Origin of the sequence: Flavobacterium sp. UBA6135 (genome assembly GCF_002428305.1) — a bacterium.
In the GTDB taxonomy this organism is placed as follows: domain Bacteria; phylum Bacteroidota; class Bacteroidia; order Flavobacteriales; family Flavobacteriaceae; genus Flavobacterium.
On record NZ_DIVJ01000037.1, the window covers coordinates 1 to 22,129 of the forward strand.

The window sequence follows — 22,129 nt, forward strand, 5'->3', positions numbered from 1 at the left end:
GATGTCTCGGGCGAAGGCGTGCAACAGGCGCTGCTCAAGATTCTCGAAGGCACGACGTGCAATGTTCCTCCGCAGCATTATGTTCTAATAGCAATTGAACAAACCTTACATTTCTGAATTGAACCGCATACATTAATGCTGTTGTACCTTTTTCATCTGTAACATTAGGATTTGCTCCTCTGCTTAACAATGCTTGAGCTAAATCTGTATACCCTTTTACTGCAACAGCCATTAAAGGTGTTCCCATTGAACTTTGTGCATTAACATCTTTTACATTTTCAATTAAAAATTTTGCTACTTCTACATTTCCACGATAACACGCTAAAATTAAAGGTGTAAATCCCTCTTTTGTTTGATCATCAATAGCATTTGGATTTTCTTTTAAATAAACTTTCATTTCCTCTAAAGTTCCGTTTCGAGCTATTGAAAAAACATCACTTTGTGAAAATACAAAATTGGAATAGACAACAAAAAGCAATAAAATAAGTCGCTTCATATATTTATTTTTTAATACGAATACATTGATCCATTTTTAATTCTTCTAATAAATCATCAAACCCAACAAATCTTCCTTTAAATGTATGCTTCTCTCCAACATTTAATATTTGAAACTCAATTTTTTCTCCATTTAACAATAACTGCTCGTTAAGAACTATTATTTGATTTTCTAAATCTAATGTTGTAATTGTTCCGTATATCTCAATAGTTTTGTTGGCGTATTTGGCGTTTGAAGTTTCTTGATTGATCAAAAATTCTTGAAATAATTCACTTACTTCTATAGAATAAACAGCCTCTTCAGAACTTATATTTCGGTGGTTTTTATAAACATAATTATATGCAATTGCTGAAATTATAGCCAACAAAACAACATATAATAATAACACGTTTTTAAATTTATTAGATTTCATATTAGAACAAATTTATTCATTTATATTAATATATTTTTAACTAAACAGTTAATTCTTTAATTTTACATCAAGATGAAAACAAAATACCTTATTATTATTGCCTTTAGCCTGCTGTTACACGGTTGTTCTTCAGAGAGTATTTCTGACTTAATTGATGTGCCAACAGTTGATATTATAACTTATGAAGCTAATGTGAAAGTCATAATCAACCCAAATTGTCTCAACTGTCATGGAGCTACACCTTCAAATGGAGCACCAATGTCATTAACAACGTACGAAAATGTTAGAGATGCGGTTTTAAACAGAGGTCTTTTGGATAGAATTTCAAGAGTTGAAGGAGCTCCGGGAGCTATGCCATTGGGAGGACCTCGTTTACCGCAAAATCAAATCAACATAATTGAAAAATGGAATATTGACGGATTATTAGAATAAAATAAATGAAATCATGAAAACAAGGTTACTCGGAATCCTTTTGATACTAACCCAAATTGGATTTGCTCAAGAAAAAATAATTACAAAATCAGGAACCATTTTATTTGAAGCTTCCGTACCTTCTTTTGAAGAAGTTAAAGCAAAAAACGAAAGTGTTTCTTGTGTAATCAATACAAAAACCGGAGAAATTGCATCATTGGCTTTAATGAAAGGATTTCGATTTAAAATTGCTTTGATGGAAGAACATTTTAATGAAAATTATGTGGAGAGTGACTCCTATCCAAAAGCCACTTTTAAAGGGAAAATTGAAAACTTTGATTTTAATAAAATTGACCAAAACGTTAGAGAATACAATGTGAAAGGCACCATGGAAATGCACGGAGAGCGTAAGGAAATTTCAATAATTGCAAAAATTAAAAAAACTACAAACGGATTGGAATTTGTATCAAATTTTGATTTGAATGCTGATGATTTCAACATTAAAATTCCAAGTATTGTAAGTAAAAAAGTTTCGAAAAAAGTAAATGTCGACTTAAATTTTAATTTAAAATAAAAGTAAAAGCCTCTAAAAAAGAGGCTTTTCTATAACAAAAACATAAAAGCTATTTGCTTAAATACATTTTTCTTCTGGAATACAATTCATAAAACTGATCGTCTTTCAAGTCGTCAATAAATAAGATACTTTCGCCTGTTGATTTCATTTCGGGACCTAATTTTTTGTTTACGCCGTGAAACTTTCCAAATGAGAAAACAGGTTGTTTAATGGCATATCCTTTTAATTGTGGATTGTAATCAAAATCAGTTACTTTGTTTTCTCCCAACATCACTTTTGTAGCATAATTTACATAAGGTTCACCATATGCTTTTGCAATAAAAGGAACAGTTCGTGAAGCTCTAGGATTTGCTTCAATGATATAAACCGTATCGTCTTTAATTGCAAACTGTATGTTGATTAAACCAACGGTCTTTAATGCTAAAGCTATTTTCTTTGTATGATCTTTAATCTGTTGCATCACAAACTCCCCTAAATTAAATGGTGGTAAAGTGGCATTACTATCTCCGGAATGCACACCACAAGGCTCGATGTGTTCCATGATTCCGATGATGTATACATTTTCTCCATCACAAATGGCATCAGCTTCAGCTTCAATTGCTCCATCCAAATAATGATCTAAAAGCAATTTGTTCCCCGGAATATTCTTCAACAAGTCAATTACATGTTCTTCCAACTCTTGTTTATTTATGACAATTTTCATGCCTTGGCCTCCCAAAACATATGAAGGTCTAACCAACAAAGGGAAATCTAAAATATCAGCTAAAGCAGAAGCTTGATCTGCATTTTCTGCAACACCAAACTGCGGAAATGGTATTTTTAATTCTGATAAAAGTTCCGAAAAACGACCCCTATCTTCAGCTAAATCTAAGGCGTCAAAGCTTGTTCCCAGAATTTTAATTCCATAACGGTCTAATTTTTCAGCTAATTTCAGAGCAGTTTGTCCTCCTAATTGAACGATGACACCTTCCGGTTTTTCATGACGAATAATATCATAGATATGTTCCCAAAAAACAGGTTCAAAATATAATTTATCAGCCGTATCAAAATCGGTTGAAACCGTTTCCGGATTACAGTTAATCATAATGGTTTCATAACCGCATTCTTTTGCCGCTAATACCCCGTGAACACATGAATAATCAAATTCAATTCCCTGACCAATTCGATTTGGACCTGAACCTAAAACGATTACTTTTTTTCTATCTGTTACCACACTTTCGTTGTGCACGTATTTTTCACCGGTGGTAGTTTCAATTTCTGCTTCAAAAGTGGAATAGTAATAAGGTGTTAGAGCTTTAAATTCTGCCGCACAAGTATCCACTAACTTATAAACTCTATTGATAGAAAGTTCTTCTCTCTTTTTATAAACCTGACTTTCTAAACAACGCACCATGTGTGCAATTTGTCTGTCTGCAAAGCCTTTTTGTTTAGCTTCTAAAAGCAATTCTCTTGGTAAAGTATCAATTGTATATTTAGAAATCTCTTTTTCTAATAAGAACAATTCTTCGTATTGTTTCAAAAACCACATGTCAATTTTTGTGATTTCATGTATTCTACTGAGTGGAATTCCCATTTGAATGGCATCGTAAATAACAAAAACACGATCCCAACTTGCATAGGTTAATTTTTCAATGATTTGGTCATAGTTCTTGTAGCCTTTTCCATCAGCTCCTAAACCGTTTCGTTTGATTTCAAGAGATTGAGTGGCTTTGTGTAAAGCTTCTTGAAACGAACGTCCAATTCCCATTACTTCGCCAACTGATTTCATTTGAAGACCCAATGTTCTATCGGCTCCTTCAAATTTATCAAAGTTCCAACGTGGAATTTTTACAATCACATAATCTAAAGTAGGCTCAAAAAGAGCTGATGTTGATTTTGTAATTTGATTTTGCAATTCATCCAAGTGATAACCCAAAGCTAATTTTGTTGCAACTTTAGCAATCGGATAACCTGTTGCTTTTGAGGCCAAAGCTGAAGAACGCGAAACACGAGGATTGATTTCAATTGCTACAATATCTTCCTTTTCATCAGGAGAAACAGCAAACTGTACATTACAACCGCCTGCAAAATTTCCGATGCTTCGCATCATCAAAATAGCCATATCTCGCATTTTCTGAAATGTTTTATCAGACAAAGTCATAGCAGGTGCCACAGTAATACTATCTCCGGTATGAATTCCCATTGGGTCCATATTCTCGATAGAACAGATGATTACAACATTATCATTTTTATCTCGAAGTAATTCCAATTCATATTCTTTCCAACCCAATAAAGCTTTATCAATCAATACTTCATGAATGGGAGATGCTTCCAAACCACGGGTTAACAACTCATCAAATTCTTCTTTATGATGTACAAATGCAGCACCTGAACCTCCTAAAGTAAATGAAGGTCGAATCACTAAAGGAAAACCAAATTCCTGAGCAATTTCTTTACCTTTCAAGAAAGAAGTAGCAATTTTAGCCGGTGCAGCACCCACTCCTATTCGCTCTAACAATTGTTTGAATTGTTCTCTGTCTTCTGTAATATTGATAGCATTGATATCAACACCAATTAATTTTACATTAAAATCTTTCCAAATTCCTTTTTCATCAGCTTCCAAACATAGATTCAATGCTGTTTGACCTCCCATTGTTGGTAAAACCGCATCAATATTTGGATGCTTTTTCAAGATATGAATAATCGATTTTGTGGTTAAAGGCAATAAATAAACATGATCAGCCATTGACGGATCGGTCATAATTGTTGCCGGATTGGAGTTGATAAGTATCACTTCAATTCCTTCTTCACGAAGTGAACGTGCAGATTGTGAACCTGCATAATCAAATTCACAGGCTTGACCAATTACTATTGGGCCTGATCCGATAATTAATACTGATTTAATAGAATAATCTTTTGGCATTGTGTATGTAGTTTGTTGTTTTGTAACTATTTAGTTGTTGTTTGAGTTGACAAGTTATAAAAAAAAGGCGTTACTAAAAAAAGTAACGCCTTCATTTATGATTTTTCAATCATTATTTCTTATGTCTTGGTTCGCAAGAAACAGTCAATTTGTGTCTTCCTTTAGCTCTTCTACGAGCAAGGACTTTTCTACCATTTGCAGTAGCCATTCTATCCATAAACCCGTGTTTATTTCTTCTTTTTCTTTTCGATGGTTGAAACGTTCTCTTACTCATTACTGATATCTTTAAATCTTATTATTTTAAAAAAGGATTTCGGTCTCTCAAAAACCGAGTGCAAATATACAAAGACTTTTTTTTCCCACAAGCAGTTTTATAAAAAAAATTTAATTTCCTTTTATTACCTTTGCAGACAATCAAAAAAAGTCTTTATTATGTTTAACAAAAATATTAAATTAGTCATCACCGCCTTATTAATTGTTGCTTCCTTTTGGCAATTTTATGATCGCAACATCGGAAACGGAATATTTTTATTATTATTAACTGTATTTCCAATTTTCTTGTATTTCAAAAATGAATTCATATTATTATCTTTTTTACGTTTGAGAAAGCAAGATTTTCCGGGAGCAAAAAAATGGTTGGATAAAATTAAAAATCCTGAAACTGCTTTGGTAAGAAAACAACAAGGTTATTATAATTACCTTCATGGTTTAATGGTTTCACAAACCAATCTGAATCAAGCTGAAAAGTTTTTCAAAAAAGCAATTGAGTTAGGGCTTTCTATGGATATGGATTTGGCTGTAGCCAAATTAAATCTAGCAGGTATCGCCATGTCAAGAAGACGAAAAATTGAAGCAACCAATTTATTAAATGAAGCAAACAAGCTTGACAAACAAAAAATGTTGAAAGAACAAATTACTATGATGAAACAACAATTGAAAAAAATATAAGATATGTGATTTTTTAAAACTAAAATCGATTTGAAAACTAATTTCAAATCGATTTTAGTTTTAAAGTAGGACTAAAAAATAGCTTAAATAAAAATCAGATTAATTAACAACATTTAATTTTCTCAAATAATTTTTAAAATTAAATAGTAATAGAAACAAAGAAATCGTTGTAGTTCAATAAAAACAAACAAAAAACACCTATACATTAACTATACAACATTAAAAAGAATAGTTACAACAATAAGAATTAAAATATAAGATTCACAAGTAATTATTAGTCAATTAAAGCATTTTCAATGCATCAGAAAAATAAATTGTAATGTATAGTTTGTATATATTAGTATGTAGTGTTTGTACAATAATTAATATTTAATTTTGGAAATAACAATTATTAACTGAAAAATTAAATATTATGAAAAAAATTACTCTTTTTATTTCATTATTTACATTTGGATTAGGATTTGCACAAAATCTAATTACAAATGGAGATTTTGAAAATGGTACTACAGGTTGGTCAGGAAACCAAGCTACAGCACCAAACATTGTCACAGTATCGGGGAACAGTTATTTTTCACACAATGTAGTTGCAGCTGGCAATCCTTGGGATGCAAACCTAAGCTATGTTTTAAATATTCCTGCGTCAGGTGTCAACTACACACTTACTTTCACTGCTTGGTCAAACACAAATAGAGTTCTAACAGCAGGAATAGGTTTAAACCAAGACCCGTGGACAAACGTTAACCAAAATGTAAATCTTACGTCTGTTCCTCAAACTTTTGTGTTGAACTTTACTTCAAATTTTGCTAGCCCAACAAGTAGAATTATTTTCGACATGGGACAAGCTACTGGTTTTGTCAACATTGACAATGTAATACTTGAATTAGCCCCATCTACACCAACACAATTAGATCTTTTATTAGGATTTGAGTCTTCAGAAAGTGGAGGCATTAATGGTGCCCCATTTGGTAATGGGCCAGAACCAACTATAGAAGCTGGAACAGGAACTAACACTTCTCAAGTACTAAAAATTGTTGGAAATCCTTCAGGCGAGCCTTGGCAAGGCATAAATTTAAATTTAACGTCTTTAGTAAATTTAACTGAATCGAAAACTATGACTATGGATGTATTTTCAGATTCTCCAATAACATTTTTAGTTAAAGTCACTGGTGGTGTTGGTGGTCCGGGTATTGTTGCAGCTTCTGCTTCACACCCTGGCGGAAGTACATGGCAAACTATCTCTGTTACATTTGATACTGCATTAGACGGACAAGCTGCACCTGCAAATGGTACATACAATGGCTTTGTCATTCACACCTATTGGGCACCTGGTGCAGTTGGATTCTTTAACCCAACTGTTCCTACTCCTGCAAGAACTTTTTATGTAGACAATATTAGAGGCCCACTTGGAACACCTCCAGTAGAACCAGCACCTACAACTGCTGCACCAACGCCTCCTGCAAGACCTGCTGCTGATGTAAAGTCAATTTTTAGTGATGCTTATGCACCAATATCTGAAATTGGTTATACCGGTGAAGATAATACATACAACAACTCGTGGTGTGGAGCTAATACAACTTTAGTTCAAATTCAAGGAAATAACACCCACAAAGTAACAGGTCTAGGCTGCGAAGGCATTACCTTTTTAGCAGGTAGGTTTGATGCAACTACTTTTACACATTTCCACATGGATATTTGGACAGATACACCAACATTGGATAAAAGTTTTAATGTGAAATTTTCTAACTGGAATGGTGGAGCCGGAGAAGCAAATGCCATTGAGTTCTCGGTAACTAATGCAAACTTTTTAACCAATCCAAATCCCGGAACATGGATTTCACTGGATATTCCTTTAACAAATTTTGCTCCAATTATCAATGCAAACAGAAATGATATTGTACAGTTTGTTATCACATCTGATTTAGGAATTGTATATTATGACAATCTTTATTTACACAAAAACACTACATTAGGTGTTACAAGCTTTGAAACTTCAAAAATTAAGATGTATCCAAACCCAGCTACTACAAACTTCACAATTGATGCTCAAGAAGTAGTTGAAAAATTGGCAGTCTACAATTTGTTAGGACAAGAGGTGATTTCTTTAACCCCAAACAGCCAGCAAGTTGCAGTAGACATATCAAGACTTCAGGTTGGCGTTTATGTTGTTAAAGCAACGATTAATGGTTCTGTTTCAACTTCTAGAATAGTTAAAGAATAAAAAAATAAATTTTTATAATTCAAAGGCTGTCATCAACACTGACAGCCTTTTTTTGTCTGCTATAATATCAAGCTACAAGAGTTTTAGGCTTTTACTTTTCACTTTTGAAATGATTACAATTATATGTGATTATCGTTACTTGATAAACGACTATAAATTTCATAAATACATTTGATGCAGTCCACTAAGACATAACAAGACCCAATGGTTATATTTGATAAATGGGCCATCTAAATAGCAAAAATTGTACAATTCTTTATAGTTTAGTTGTAATGACTCATAGTTTGAATTGTGCAGTGCATTAATCTATAATACACTTTTACTGATTGTCAAATCCTTATAATCTACAATCAAAGCGTTATTTTTCAAATAAAGTAATTTCATCGATAAATTTTGCCTGTTGAGTTTACAAAAGATGATGTATATAATATGTTTCTACTTTAAAAAACTATACATCACCTCAACATTAACGTTTGAATTCACTATATTTCTATAACAAAAACAACATGCCTTTTCTAAAAAAATATGCAATTTAATCTTCATGATTTTTTCTACTGACAGTTGATTTTCTCAATTATCAATCCTACTTCATTTTTTAAACAAAGTGAAATTTCCTTCCTATTTATATGACTTCAAAGAACATAAGTGTTAATTTTAGTTAATATTCCCGAAGACCATTATTTATTCTGTCCTGCTATTCATAGTTACAATCCAATTGGGTTTTCATTTTTTTAAAGCTTAAAAACAACGCATACAGCTACATTTTAATAAAATGTATATTTTTTGTTGAGGTCGGTTTAGTAATAATGTAATAATTCATTAGTATTTTTATAGAATCGAAAATTTAACTAACAACTTTTTACATATTTCATTAATCTTTTTAATCAAACAAACCAAATGAAAAAAATAAATTTATTACTCCTATTTTGGTGTTATTCACTTTCTATTTTTTCTCAAACTGAAAAGGTACACGTTGACACGAATAATGCACAAATGAAACTTAAAGTCGATGGGAAAGATTTTATGGTTAATGGAATGAATTGGGATTACTTCCCCATAGGAACCAATTATACTTATAGTTTGTGGAACCAATCTGATGCTTTAATTCAAGAAGCTTTAGATGAAGAAATGTCATTACTAAAAAACATGGGCGTAAACTCCATTAGAGTTTATACCGGCATTCCAAAAAAATGGATTGAATACATTCATACCAATTATGGTATTTATACCATGCTAAACCATTCATTTGGACGATATGGTTTAACTTTAGATGGTGTTTGGACTCCAAATACAGAATATAGTAATGAAAAAACCAAAAAACTGCTTCTAGACGAAGTGAAACAACTGGCGACTGATTATAAAGACACCAAAGGACTGTTATTGTTTTTATTAGGAAACGAAAATAACTACGGTCTTTTTTGGGATGGAGCTGAAACCGAAAACATTCCGATTCAAGATAGAAAATCTACTGCTAGAGCACGAGCGATGTATAAATTATTCAATGAAGCTGCTGTTGCTATGAAAGCCATTGATGCTAATCATCCAATCGCTATATGTAATGGTGATTTACTTTTTTTAGACTTGATTGCTGAAGAATGTAAAGACATGGATATTTTTGGCACAAACGTCTACAGGGGCGTATCTTTTGGTGATTTATTTGAAAGAGTTAAAAAAGAATATGGCAAACCCGTTTTGTTTACAGAATTTGGTGCTGATGCTTTCAATGCAATCACTAATCAAGAAGATCAAAAATCGCAAGCTTTCTATTTGAAAGGAAATTGGAGAGAAATCTATGAAAATGCCGCAGGCTTAGGTAAAACAGGAAACTCACTTGGGGGATATACCTTTCAATTTAGTGATGGCTGGTGGAAATACGGCCAAACAAAAAATTTAGATGTTCACGATACAAACGCTTCTTGGTCTAACGGTGGTTATCAAAAAGACTACATCGAAGGCGAAAATAACATGAACGAAGAATGGTTTGGGATCTGTGCAAAAGGACCAACTAATGAAAAAGGATTGTACCAATTGTACCCTCGTGCAGCTTATTATTTATTGAAAGATTTACATCAATTTAATCCTTATGCTTCTGGAGCCAATTTAGAACGTGTTGGCCAACATTTTGGAGATACTGAAATTATGGATGCAGTTTTAAGAGCTAGAGCAGATAAAGCCGCTCTAGGTAGCACTGCTAATCAAACATTAAGAATAAGCAACGTGAGAGCTGAATTCACAACATTTAACACAGGCGGAAGTCTTATTACAACACCAAAAACGGATGATCCTGAAACAAATGGATATCCTAACAAATTAGGATTTGATCACATGGAATCTTATTTCATTGGTGTTGAAGGAAATCCATCTGCTAATATGAGAGCCAATATCAATGTAAATATTTTAGGCCGTGTGGCCGAGAATCCAATCAACGAGATTTTTTATGAAAACAGAGGTCGAACTCAAAATGTTGTTACAGAAGACGGAACTGTCCTAACCAATGACATCAATAGAGTTCAAGTATATAATGCTTCTTACAATTGGAACGCTAAAGATTTTGACTTAAGAGGATTTTATAGAGTAGGTCATTATCATTGGGGCTATGAAGGTGATTTCTTTGGGTTATATCCTGAAGCCAATTACGGGCCGAATTTAGATATCTATAACGGAGAAACTTTAGGGTTTGAAATTGATGGCAAAAGAAGTCTTAATGGATTTAAAGCCGCTTTTGGCCCACAATTATGGTGGGGAGCCAACCCTGCTTATTTATTAAAATACAGTCGGAAATTAGGAATTTTTGACGCAACTGTAGTTTACCATGAAGATATTGCCAGTGCTTCATCAGCATTGACTTCTATAGCATTTCCAATGCCAAAAACACGTAGAGCAACCGTTCATTTTAAAACAAAATTTGATGCATTTGGTTTAGAATTGGGAGGTATTTGGGGTGGAGAACCTTTGAATGGTAGAGAATTTCAAATAATGGATGGAGATGTAGTAAAAGTGGACAGAATTAACGAAAAAGACAACTGGGGTGGAAAAATAAAATTAACCTATTCGGAAGGACGATTTAATGTTTATACACAAGGTGCAATACAAGGATTAGTGGCTCAAGGTGGAGCTGATAATACACAAACCTTCACAGGATGGCGTTTAAAAGATAGCGGAAGCGGAAATCAAATGAACGTTTTGGCAGGCTTGACTTATAATGTAAATTCCAATCTACAAATTGCTCCCAACTTTTTATGGCAGAAACCTTTAGTTGAAGCCATGCCAAACGGTGTTGATGCACCGGGAAGATTGAGAAATATTTTAGATGATCCTTTTATAGTAAGAGCAAATAGAGAAACTGTTGGTGGTGAACTTTTACTAACTTTTGACCCAACTCCCGCAACTTGGATGTATGAATGGAATAATGACATGGTTGAAGATGCAAAATTTGCTTTTAGTACCGGATTTGTTTATCGTCATTTACCAACAACACAAGATGCTGCTATTGGATTTTTAGCAGACAGATCCTCATTTGCATTTGAAAGATCTGCCCCGGCACAAGATTTATGGGAATCTAACACTAGAATTGTATCTAAAATAACACCTGATTTTGGTTTGATTGCCAATATTTATTTTGGAAATGGTCAGGCAAATGGTGATTCAGATAGAACCATTAACAGAATGGGGTATGATTTAAGAGTAATTTACAGAAAAGTAAAAGTAGTTTCTTCTCTTAAATTCAACGATTGGGGACCATTCGATTATCATAGAGATTTTAACTTAACCTATCCTTTACAAAGTGCTCTAGATATTTCTACTTCAGTTGGCAAACCAAATTGGTTTATTTTACCAGACACTAGAATTGGAATCATGGGTATTTGGCGTACACTTGACCAATATTCTCCAAGATACTTACCGACTTTTGTGCCAGAAAACACCTTCCCAGCAGTACCCGTATTGAGTCCGGTTGGATTTGGACACGGTAATGAATGGGAAATCAGAACCTACATTCATATAAATATTGGAAAATAATTTTAAAAAAATTGAAAAATGAAAAATAGAAAAATTAATTATTTTAAAAGCACATTCCTTTTAGGAATGGTTTTAATTACCGGTCTTGGTTGTGAGAGAGACTTGTCAGATGATGCAATTGTTGCAACTTATCCTAAAACAGCTGAAATTTTTATTGATGCTCCTGTTGCTATGGGCTCTAATTTTTACTTCCCATATGGAGGTTCAAAACCAACTGCATGGTCAGTAGATAATCAAACCAGTTATAAAGGTTCAGCTTCTATGCGTTTCGATGTGCCCAATGCAAATGATCCGGAGGGATCCTATGCAGGAGCTATCTTTAGAGTAGATGGAGCAGGTCGGAATTTAACCAATTATGACGCACTTACTTTTTATGTAAAAGCTTCTCAAGGTGTAACTATTGCTGAATTCGGTTTCGGTGAAGATTTTATTGATAACAAATATATGGCCACCATAACTAATGTAAGTGTTGGTACAAATTGGACAAAAATTATAATTCCTATTCCCGATGCCTCTAAATTATTACAAGAAAGAGGTATGTTTAGGTATGCAGCAGGTTCTCAAGGAACCAATGGTTATGGTTATACTTTTTGGATTGATGAAATGAAGTTTGAAAAACTAGGAACTATCGCACCGGGTCAAGCTTCTATTATGAATGGAAATAATGTCTCAGAAAATACTTTTGTAGGTGTAAATTCTTCTGTAGATGGCATAATTTCAACTTTCAATTTACCAAATGGAATTAACCAAGTTGTAAATATAAGTACGGCTTATTTGGATTTTTCATCTTCTAACCCTAACGTAGCCAGTGTTGATTCGAACGGTGTCGTGACTTCTTTGAGTCCAGGTACAGCTGTAATAACTGCTACCATTGGCGGCAACCCCACCACTGGAAGTTTAACCATTAATTGTGTTGGTACATTTGTACATGCTCCAACTCCAACAAGAAATCAGGCTAATGTAATCTCTATCTTTTCTGATGCTTACACAAATGTTCCCGTAAACTATTATAACGGATATTGGCAACCATGGCAAACTACTGTCTCAAACGATTTTTCTGTTAATGGTGATAATATTCTAAACTATACCATTTTCAATTTTGTGGGTATTGAATTTAGTAGTCCGACTGTAAATGCAAATGCGATGACTCACATTCATTTAGATGTATTTATACCGGGACCAATTGCACCTGGTAGAGAACTAAGAGTAATTGTAGTTGATTTTGGAGCAGATGGTGCCTTTGGAGGTGGAAATGACACTAGACATTCTACAACATTTACAGCTCCAACTTTAGTTTCACAAAATTGGATTTCAATCGATATCCCATTTGCAAACATGCCAAACTTATTGAGCAGAACTAACTTGGCTCAGATTATATTAGAAGGTGGAGATGGTTCCGTTATCTATGTTGATAATATCTATTTCTATAATTAATCCATTTTTTCAAATACTTTAAAAAATACAAAATGAAATTCTTACAAATAGTAAATAATAAAAGGTTCCTTTTTGCTTGTTCAGTAGTTTTACTAATGGCTTGCTCCGTTGATGAAAAACAAAAAATCATAACCAAAACAAGGCTTGTTATGCAAGAGGAATTTGATGTAAATGGTGCTCCCGACCCAAATTTTTGGAGTTATGAAATAGGTAGAGGAAATAATGGCTGGGGAAATAATGAGTTACAGTATTACACCGACAGACCCGAAAATGTTGTGGTTGAAAATGGTATGTTAAAAATCACAGCACGTCAAGAATTATTTTTAGGTGCTTCTTATACCTCAGCAAGAATAATAACCAAAGGAAAGTTAGAGCAAAAATATGGTCGCATTGAAGCTCGTATAAAATTACCATTAGGAAAAGGTCTATGGCCTGCATTTTGGATGCTGGGTTCAAATTTCGATACTGTAGGTTGGCCTCAATGTGGTGAAATAGATATTATGGAATACTTAGGTAATCAACCCACAAAAATTCTTGGAACCGTTCATGGACCAGGTTATTCAGGAGGTGAAGCTGTTTCTAAATACTACACGTTACCAAACAGTAGATTTGATACCGATTTTCACATATTTGGTATCGAATGGGGTGAAAACTACATTAACTATTATGTTGATGATGTGTTATACAACCAAATTACACCAGCAGATGTAAATGGTGAATGGGTATTTAATCAACCTTTTTATATTATCCTCAATATGGCCGTTGGCGGCAATTTACCGGGCCCACCAAATGGTGAAACTTCATTTCCTCAAACCATGTTAGTTGACTACATAAGAATTTACGAATAAAAATCTTAAAGTAAATTGTATTTCTATTAATTATGAGCCAAAGCCGGTATATTATGAATGTTGAAGAATTAAATATAGATAAGAAATCAATTTCTATGGAAATGGTTGTTATCAAAGGTGAAAACTATTATAAAATAGAAAACTCCGATGCCATGAGACCCTTTTTCATGAGCATCGTGAGTGATTCTAATCATTGGTTGTTTATTTCTAGTAATGGCGGATTAACAGCGGGTAGAAAAAACGCAGAATTTGCCCTCTTCCCCTACTACACCGATGATAAAATCACAGAATTTGCCGATATTACAGGGAGCAAATCGATTTTTCAAATTCAGTTGGAAGACACTACTTTAATTTGGGAGCCTTTTTCCGAACGATTCAATGAGAAATACAACATCAGCCGAAATTTATACAAGAATACCTACGGCAATAAAATCATATTTGAAGAAATTTTTCATGATTTGCAACTCACGTTCAGATACCATTGGAATTCGAGCAATGCTTTTGGCTTTGTGCGAACTTCAGAAATCATAAACGATTCAAACAAAAATTATAAAATTTCACTGTTAGACGGAATTCAAAATATTCTTCCTCATGGTGTAGAAAGCGGTTTGCAAGCAACTACCAGTAATTTGGTAGATGCTTACAAACGTAGCGAATTAGAAGTTAATAGCGGACTGGGAATTTTTGCTCTAAGTGCAATTATCGTAGATAAAGCCGAGCCCAGCGAAGCTCTCAAAGCCAATATCGCTTGGTCGTTAGGTTTAGAAAATCCAACGTATCTGCTTTCTTCTAAACAAGTTGCTGCTTTTAGAAAAAATCAAAAACCTACCACAGAAACAGATGTAAAAGGCGAAAAAGGAGCTTATTTTGTTTCTACTGATTTGAATTTAGAAAGTAATGCTTCTAAAAGTTGGAAAATCATCGCCAATGTCAACCAAAATCAAGCTCAAATAATTGAATTAGCTGAAACTATTTCTACCGATAAATCACTAGAACAAAAAGTGGTTGATGATGTAAATCTTGGCACACAAAACCTCATTGCCTTGAATGCAACAGCGGATGGTTTGCAATTTACAGCCGATTCCAGAAAAGATTCCCGTCATTTTTCCAATGTGTTGTTCAACATCATGCGTGGCGGAATTTTTGACAACAATTATCAAATTGAAAAAAAGGATTTTACAGCCTATCTTTCCAAAGCCAATAAATTTGTTTTCGAAAAACATGCTTCGTTTTTAAACAATCTTCCTGAAACCTTTGACTATAAGTTCATTCAAGAATTTGCAAATCAAAGCGATGATGCCGATTTAATTCGTCTTTGCACCGAATATCTTCCACTGAAATTCAGTCGAAGACACGGTGATCCAAGTCGTCCATGGAATAAATTTTCCATCAATACAAAAAGCGAAATTGACGGTTCAAAAATATTGGATTACGAAGGAAACTGGCGAGACATCTTCCAAAACTGGGAAGCTTTAGCTTTTGCATTTCCTGATTTTATTGACGGAATGATTCATAAATTTTTGAATGCTTCCACTTTTGATGGCTACAATCCGTATCGCGTAACCAAAAGCGGTTTCGACTGGGAAGCCATTGAACCCGACAATCCATGGTCATACATTGGTTATTGGGGCGATCATCAAATCATCTATTTATTGAAATTTTTAGAGTTTATCGAAAAATACCAACCCGGAAAATTAAATTCTTATTTCGACAAAGATTGTTTTGTTTACGCTGCCGTTCCTTACATCATTAAATCGTATGAGGAAATAGTTCAAAACTCAAAAGATACCATTGCTTACAGCCATGAATGGGAAGCAAAAATCAATACGAGAAGAAATGCTATTGGTGCAGACGGAGCCTTGTTGCGAGACAATAACGACGAAATTTATCATGTGAATTTTATCGAAAAAATTCTGGCTACAGTTTTGGCAAAAATGTCAAACTTTATTCCTGAAGCCGGTATTTGGATGAACACCCAACGTCCGGAATGGAACGATGCGAACAATGCGTTGGTTGGAAATGGTGTTTCAATGGTAACCTTATATTATCTGAGAAGATTCTTGAAATTCTTTGAACAATTACTGGAAAATTCAAACCAAGAAACCATTAAAATTTCAAATGAAATGGTTGAATTTTATCATGCAATCAGAGAAAATCTTTTGGCATTTCAACCACATCTATCTTCTTCAATTGATAATGAAAATAGAAAAAAAATATTGGATGCTTTAGGAAATGCAGCCTCCGATTACCGTCATCAAATCTACAACAGTGGATTTTGGGGTAAAAAGAGAACGCATTCCATGGCGGGTTTAAAAACATTTACAAAAGTAAGTTTAGATTTTATCGATCATGCCATTAAAGCCAATCAGCGTCAAGACAAATTGTATCATGCCTATAATTTGATGTCGATTGAAAACAATGGCATTTCAATTTCCTATTTATCTGAAATGTTAGAAGGCCAAGTAGCCGTTTTAAGTTCCGGATTTTTAAACGGGAAAGAATCACTTGAAGTATTGAATTCATTGCGAAATAGTTCGTTATATCGTAAAGATCAAGAAAGTTATATTTTATATCCAAATAAAGAATTACCTAAGTTTTTAGAAAAAAACAGCATTCCAAAAGAAAGAGTTGAATCGTCAGAATTATTGAAAAAACTGCTACAACATCATAATTTTCAATTGATCAATAAAGACATCAAAGGTGGTTATCATTTTAATGGAAATTTCCATAATGCTAATGATGTAAATAATGCTTTAGAACAATTAGAAAAAGAAGCAGAATATAAAGAATTGGTTCAAAAAGAAGCAGAAACAGTTTTAAACATTTTTGAAGAAGTCTTTAACCACAAAGCTTTTACCGGTCGTTCCGGAACATTTTACGGTTATGAAGGTTTAGGTTCTATTTATTGGCACATGGTTTCAAAATTGCACGTTGCTGTTTCAGAAGTTTGTGAAGCTGCAATTGAAAACAACGAAAGTCAAGAAATTATTGATGCTTTAATCGCTCATCATTATGAAATTGGCGAAGGAATTGGTGTTCATAAATCACCGGAGGTTTACGGAGCTTTTCCAACCGATCCGTATTCGCACACACCATTCAATAAAGGAGCACAACAACCGGGAATGACCGGTCAAGTAAAAGAAGATATTCTTGCCCGAATTAGCGAACTAGGTGTAAAAATGAATGAGGGAAAATTACAATTTCAACCATCTCTGTTACAAAAAAAGGAATTTTTATCCCAAGCTACTGAAGTGACTTTTATTTTGGAAAATGGCAATAAAAAAGTAATAAAGCTTGATGAAAATTCGCTGGCATTTAGTGTTTGTCAAGTGCCGATAATTTATAAAATTGACACCTCAAATGCTCTGACTGTTTTTTATAAAAACGGAACAACAGAAGCATTTCAAACTTTGGAATTAGATAAAAAAACCAGTGAAAAAATAGTCCACAGAACAGGTGACATTGAATCTGTATTAGTTTCATTAACCGAAAATAATTTACGATAATGAAAAAGTTGATTTACATCATATTACTCATGGTTCTATCATGTAATCAAAAAGACAATAACAATTTAGTCTCAAAAGAAATTACGGCCCAAATGATTTTAGGAAACGCAAACTATCAAGCTATTTGTTACGGTGGATATCGCACAAATTCTCGCGAAATCCAGCCCACAGTATCAGAAATAAAAGAAGATTTAAAAATACTATCCGCCATAAACATTAAAGTTTTACGAACGTATAATGTGCATTATGAAGAAGTTTCAAATCTGTTGAAAGCTATTACCGAATTAAAAAAAGAGGATGAAAAGTTTGAAATGTATGTCATGCTTGGTGCTTGGATCGATTGCAAAAATGCGTGGACAGACTTGCCTCCTATTCACCACGAAGAAAGCGATCGCAATTCCATTGAAATTGCAGAAGCGGTTCGATTAACCAACCAATATCCTGAAATCGTTAAAATTATCGCCGTTGGTAATGAAGCGATGGTAAAATGGGCTACCAGTTATTATGTAACGCCAAATATCATTTTAAAATGGGTGAATCATCTTCAAAATTTGAAGAAAGAAAATAAATTACCGAAAGAAGTTTGGATTACAAGCTCCGACAATTTTGCTTCTTGGGGAGGTGGTGACAGCGAATATCATGTGGAAGAACTGAATCAACTATACAAAGCTGTTGACTATATTTCGATGCACACCTACCCGATGCACGACACCCATTACAATCCCGTTTTTTGGGGAATAAAAGAAAATGAACAACAGTTGTCTGACAAAGAAAAAATTGATGCTGCCATGCTTCGTTCAAGAGATTATGCCATAAGTCAATACGAAAATGTTGTTAAGTATATGAAATCAATCGGGGTAAAGAAACCCGTTCATATTGGCGAAACAGGTTGGGCAACGCAATCCAACGAACATTATGGCAATGATGGTGCAAAAGCCACTGATGAGTACAAATCGGCTCAGTTTTATAAGTTGATGCGTGAATGGAGCAACAAAGAAAATATTTCTTGTTTCTATTTTGAAGCCTTTGATGAAAACTGGAAAGACAGTGCCAATCCACTGGGTTCTGAGAATCATTTCGGACTGATTAATTTACAAAATCAAGCCAAATATGCACTTTGGAATGAAGTGGATAGCGGAACTTTTAAGAATTTAACCCGAAACGGAAAACCAATTACAAAAACCTATAGTGGTGATGAAAAAGCATTATGGTTGGATGTAAAAGTCCCTTCATCACTATTAAAAAACTAAGCAATGAAAGACTGTTTCAACATAAAATTCGATTCAAAATTTTTAACCATTCCGTTACTTATCACCTTTTTTATGGCAAGTTGTTCCGATATAAAAGAATTAGAAATTGAAGTTTATGAAACTTCTGAGGCAGGAAATTCATTGACAAAAATTACTCAATTTTCAGCAAATGAAAATCCGATAATCATCAACATCAATCCGGAAGAAACATTTCAAACCATTACCGGTTTTGGTGGATCATTTACAGAAGCTTCGGCTTATCTACTTAATAAACTTAGCAAAGAAAACAGAAAGAAAATTTTGGATGCCTATTTTAGTGAAGAAGGTGCAAAGTACTCTTTAACCCGAACACACATTGCATCATGTGATTTTTCATTGAGTAATTATACTTATGCCAAAGTAGAAAACGATTTGTTGATGGAACATTTTACCATCGAAGATGATAAAGACGATTTAATTCCGATGATTTTAGAAGCAAAAGCGATTTCTAAAGATGGATTTAAAATCATTTCTTCCCCATGGTCTTGTCCTCCTTGGATGAAAGACAACAAAAATTATGTTGGTGGAAAATTAGTACCCGAATTCAACGATGCTTTTGCCCTATACTTTTCAAAATATTTAGAGGCTTATAAAAAAGAAGGCATCGATATCTGGGGAGTTACTGTGATCAACGAACCGCATGGAAACGGAAACAACTGGGAAAGCACTCATTTTTCACCCGAAGAAATGACACTTTTTGTGCAAAATCATCTCGGACCAAAATTAGAAAAAGACGGTTGGAAAGATGTAAAAATCTTTGGCTACGACCAAAACAGAGCTGGTTTACCGGAATGGGTGGATGCGATGTATAAAAACGAAGAAACCTCAAAATATTTTGCCGGAACCGCCATTCATTGGTATGAAAGCACCTATGATTTTTTTCCGGATGCGTTGCAATATGCTCATAAAAAAGCACCCAATAAATATTTAATTGAAACCGAAGGTTGTGTAGATTCTGAAATTCCACATTGGCAAGACGATGCTTGGTACTGGAAAAAAGAAGCCACCGATTGGGGTTGGGATTGGGCCAGTGCAGAAGACAAACACTTACATCCAAAATATGCTCCTGTGAATCGTTATGCAACTGATATTATTGGCTGTTTGAATAATTGGGTAGATGGTTGGATTGATTGGAACATGGTTTTGGACCGTCAAGGCGGGCCAAATTGGTTTAAAAACTGGTGTGTTGCTCCAGTGATTGTTGACCCTGAAAAAGATGAAGTGTATTTCACACCATTATATTATGTGATGGCACATTTTAGCAAATTCATGCGTCCGGGTGCCGTTAAAATTGGATGTACAATCAGCAATGAAGAGTTGATGACTACAGCAGTTAAAAATCCGGATGGCTCCATAGCAATAGCAATTTTTAATCCGACTGACAAAGAACTTTCAATTGAACTAAATTTTAATAACCAGAAAAAAAATAGCTCCATTAGTGCAAAAGCATTACAAACTGTAGTTATTAAACCTTAAATAAAAGTAAATGGAAAATCCAAAAACAACTGTAGAAAAAGCTGTTTCAAATGGCAGAAATAAAGTGCCGTTTATTCAAAAATCAGCTTTTGGAGCGGGACATTTAGCACTTAATTTATTACCTGGTGCGTTAGGTGTTTTTAGCTTTTTTCTATTGACTGCATTTGGAATGGATCCTCTTCTAGCTGGTATTTTAGGTGGCTTACCCCGTCTGTATGATGCAATCACTGATCCTGTTATGGGGTTTATTTCGGACAATACCAAATCCAAATGGGGTCGACGTAGACCCTACATTTTTGTGGGAGCTATCTTGAGTGGAATTTTTTACATTCTATTATGGCAGATGAGTCCGGAAAATTCTCAAATGTATAATTTCTGGTATTTTTTAATCTTCTCTTTAATCTTCTTAACGGGTAATACCATTTTTGCAACACCGTTAGTAGGTTTAGGATACGAAATGACTAGTGACTATAACGAGCGAACTCGTTTAATGGGATTTGCTAATACAATTGGGCAATTTGCATGGATGATAGTGCCTTGGTTTTGGGTAATAATTGCCAACCCTAAGATGTATGAAAGTCAAGTAGAAGGTGTAAACCAATTGGCTATTTATGTGGGTGTAATTTGTATGGTTTTAGGTGTCCTACCCGCAATATTTTGTAAAGGAATTGATTCCGCTCACATGGAAAACAGAAAAAAAATTTCCTTTAAAACAATTGGTTCTAGTTTTAAAGAATTGATCGTGGGCATCAAACAAGTTTCCAAAAACAAACCCTTCATGAAACTTTGTGCAGCTACTTTTTTAGTATTTAACGGTTTTCAAATTGTAGCCTCTTTCAGTGTGTTTATCATTGTTTTTTATATGTATAACGGAAGTTATGAAGGTGCAGGAACTTGGCCTGCTTGGTTTGCCACTATCAGTGCCGTGTTGACGGCATTTATGGTTATTCCAATTATAACCCGCATAGCAAATAAATGGGGTAAAAAAAATGCATTTATCATTGCTTCGTTTATATCGATTGTTGGTTACTTACTAAAATGGTGGGGATTTGATACGGGCTTAAATCAATCCTTTAATAAAACTGCAGTAGCTCAGAGCATGACAAACGGTATACAATCATTTTTTACCACTATTGGTCCAACCCTTGAAAAATTAAACATGTCATGGTTTAGTGTTGATGCAACGCAAGGAGTGCCCTGGTTAATTTTTGTTCCTATTCCATTGTTAGCTTTTGGTTTGGGTAGTTTATTCACCTTAATGATGAGTATGACAGCCGATGTATGTGATTTGGATGAACTTGAAAACGGAATGCCAAGAAAAGAAGGAACTTTTGGAGCCATTTATTGGTGGATGGTAAAATTAGGTCAAGGACTTGCCTTAGTTATAAGTGGCTTGGTTCTAAAAGTAATCGGTTTTGATGGCAGTGCAGCCACTCAATCTGCAGAAACCATGTATAGTTTACGATTAGCCGACATTATCATTCCCTCACTGACGGCGGGTATTGCAATTATCGTCATGTGGAAATACAATTTGAACGAAAAAAGAGCTCGAGAAATTAAAGAAGAATTAGTAGCCCGAAGAGGTGAAATATAAAAAA

14 protein-coding genes and 1 pseudogene are annotated in these 22,129 nt (G+C 34.1%); 11 read left to right on the forward strand and 4 right to left on the reverse strand.

The features are described 5' to 3' along the window. Positions 1–106 precede the first annotated feature (106 nt). A pseudogene (locus B3L86_RS09250) lies at positions 107–496 on the reverse strand (ankyrin repeat domain-containing protein); the annotation flags it as partial. 4 nt (positions 497–500) lie between these two features. Next, positions 501–908: an OB-fold protein gene (locus B3L86_RS09255; RefSeq protein ID WP_291118061.1), complete on the reverse strand. Its 408-nt coding sequence runs from the start codon at positions 906–908 to the stop codon at positions 501–503. 72 nt (positions 909–980) lie between these two features. Between B3L86_RS09255 and B3L86_RS09260 the strand changes: the two genes are divergently transcribed. After that, positions 981–1,340: a hypothetical protein gene (locus B3L86_RS09260; protein ID WP_291118063.1), complete on the forward strand. Its 360-nt coding sequence runs from the start codon at positions 981–983 to the stop codon at positions 1,338–1,340. Positions 1,341–1,353: 13 nt separating this feature from the next. Beyond that, positions 1,354–1,893: a YceI family protein gene (locus tag B3L86_RS09265; protein ID WP_291118065.1), complete on the forward strand. Its 540-nt coding sequence runs from the start codon at positions 1,354–1,356 to the stop codon at positions 1,891–1,893. 49 nt (positions 1,894–1,942) lie between these two features. Here B3L86_RS09265 and carB read toward each other — a convergent pair whose 3' ends face one another. Then, on the reverse strand, positions 1,943–4,795 hold the full coding sequence (carB, locus tag B3L86_RS09270; RefSeq protein ID WP_291118067.1) for a carbamoyl-phosphate synthase large subunit: 2,853 nt from the start codon (positions 4,793–4,795) through the stop codon (positions 1,943–1,945). A gap of 112 nt (positions 4,796–4,907) precedes the next feature. Beyond that, a complete protein-coding gene (gene rpmH, locus B3L86_RS09275; RefSeq protein WP_026710894.1) occupies positions 4,908–5,069 on the reverse strand; it encodes a 50S ribosomal protein L34 in 162 nt (53 codons plus the stop codon). A 158-nt stretch (positions 5,070–5,227) separates the two neighbouring features. Here rpmH and B3L86_RS09280 point away from each other — a divergent pair, with 158 nt between their 5' ends. The 9 genes from B3L86_RS09280 (at position 5,228) to B3L86_RS09320 (ending at position 22,125) form a co-directional block, all read left to right on the forward strand. Further along, on the forward strand, positions 5,228–5,743 hold the full coding sequence (locus tag B3L86_RS09280) for a DUF2892 domain-containing protein (protein ID WP_291118070.1): 516 nt from the start codon (positions 5,228–5,230) through the stop codon (positions 5,741–5,743). Positions 5,744–6,155: 412 nt separating this feature from the next. After that, positions 6,156–7,961, forward strand: coding sequence for a T9SS type A sorting domain-containing protein (locus B3L86_RS09285; protein ID WP_291118072.1), 1,806 nt, complete (start codon positions 6,156–6,158; stop codon positions 7,959–7,961). A gap of 897 nt (positions 7,962–8,858) precedes the next feature. Then, positions 8,859–11,978, forward strand: coding sequence for a glycosidase (locus B3L86_RS09290; protein ID WP_291118075.1), 3,120 nt, complete (start codon positions 8,859–8,861; stop codon positions 11,976–11,978). An 18-nt stretch (positions 11,979–11,996) separates the two neighbouring features. Beyond that, complete coding sequence (locus B3L86_RS09295) at positions 11,997–13,412, forward strand: Ig-like domain-containing protein (protein WP_291118079.1); 1,416 nt, start codon at positions 11,997–11,999, stop codon at positions 13,410–13,412. Between the two features lie 149 nt (positions 13,413–13,561). After that, the gene (locus B3L86_RS09300; protein WP_349679489.1) at positions 13,562–14,260 is read left to right on the forward strand and encodes a glycoside hydrolase family 16 protein; all 699 of its coding nucleotides are present in this window, start codon (positions 13,562–13,564) and stop codon (positions 14,258–14,260) included. Positions 14,261–14,313: 53 nt separating this feature from the next. Then, positions 14,314–17,766: a hypothetical protein gene (locus tag B3L86_RS09305; protein WP_291118082.1), complete on the forward strand. Its 3,453-nt coding sequence runs from the start codon at positions 14,314–14,316 to the stop codon at positions 17,764–17,766. Further along, the gene (locus B3L86_RS09310; RefSeq protein WP_291118086.1) at positions 17,766–19,016 is read left to right on the forward strand and encodes a glycosyl hydrolase family 17; all 1,251 of its coding nucleotides are present in this window, start codon (positions 17,766–17,768) and stop codon (positions 19,014–19,016) included. Before B3L86_RS09305 ends, B3L86_RS09310 begins: the two co-directional genes overlap by 1 nt. A gap of 72 nt (positions 19,017–19,088) precedes the next feature. Then, the gene (locus tag B3L86_RS09315; protein ID WP_291118330.1) at positions 19,089–20,531 is read left to right on the forward strand and encodes a glycoside hydrolase family 30 protein; all 1,443 of its coding nucleotides are present in this window, start codon (positions 19,089–19,091) and stop codon (positions 20,529–20,531) included. Positions 20,532–20,541: 10 nt separating this feature from the next. Continuing rightward, positions 20,542–22,125 carry an MFS transporter gene (locus B3L86_RS09320; protein ID WP_291118089.1) on the forward strand — a complete coding sequence of 528 codons (1,584 nt, stop codon included), beginning with the start codon at positions 20,542–20,544 and terminating at the stop codon, positions 22,123–22,125. Positions 22,126–22,129: the final 4 nt, after the last annotated feature.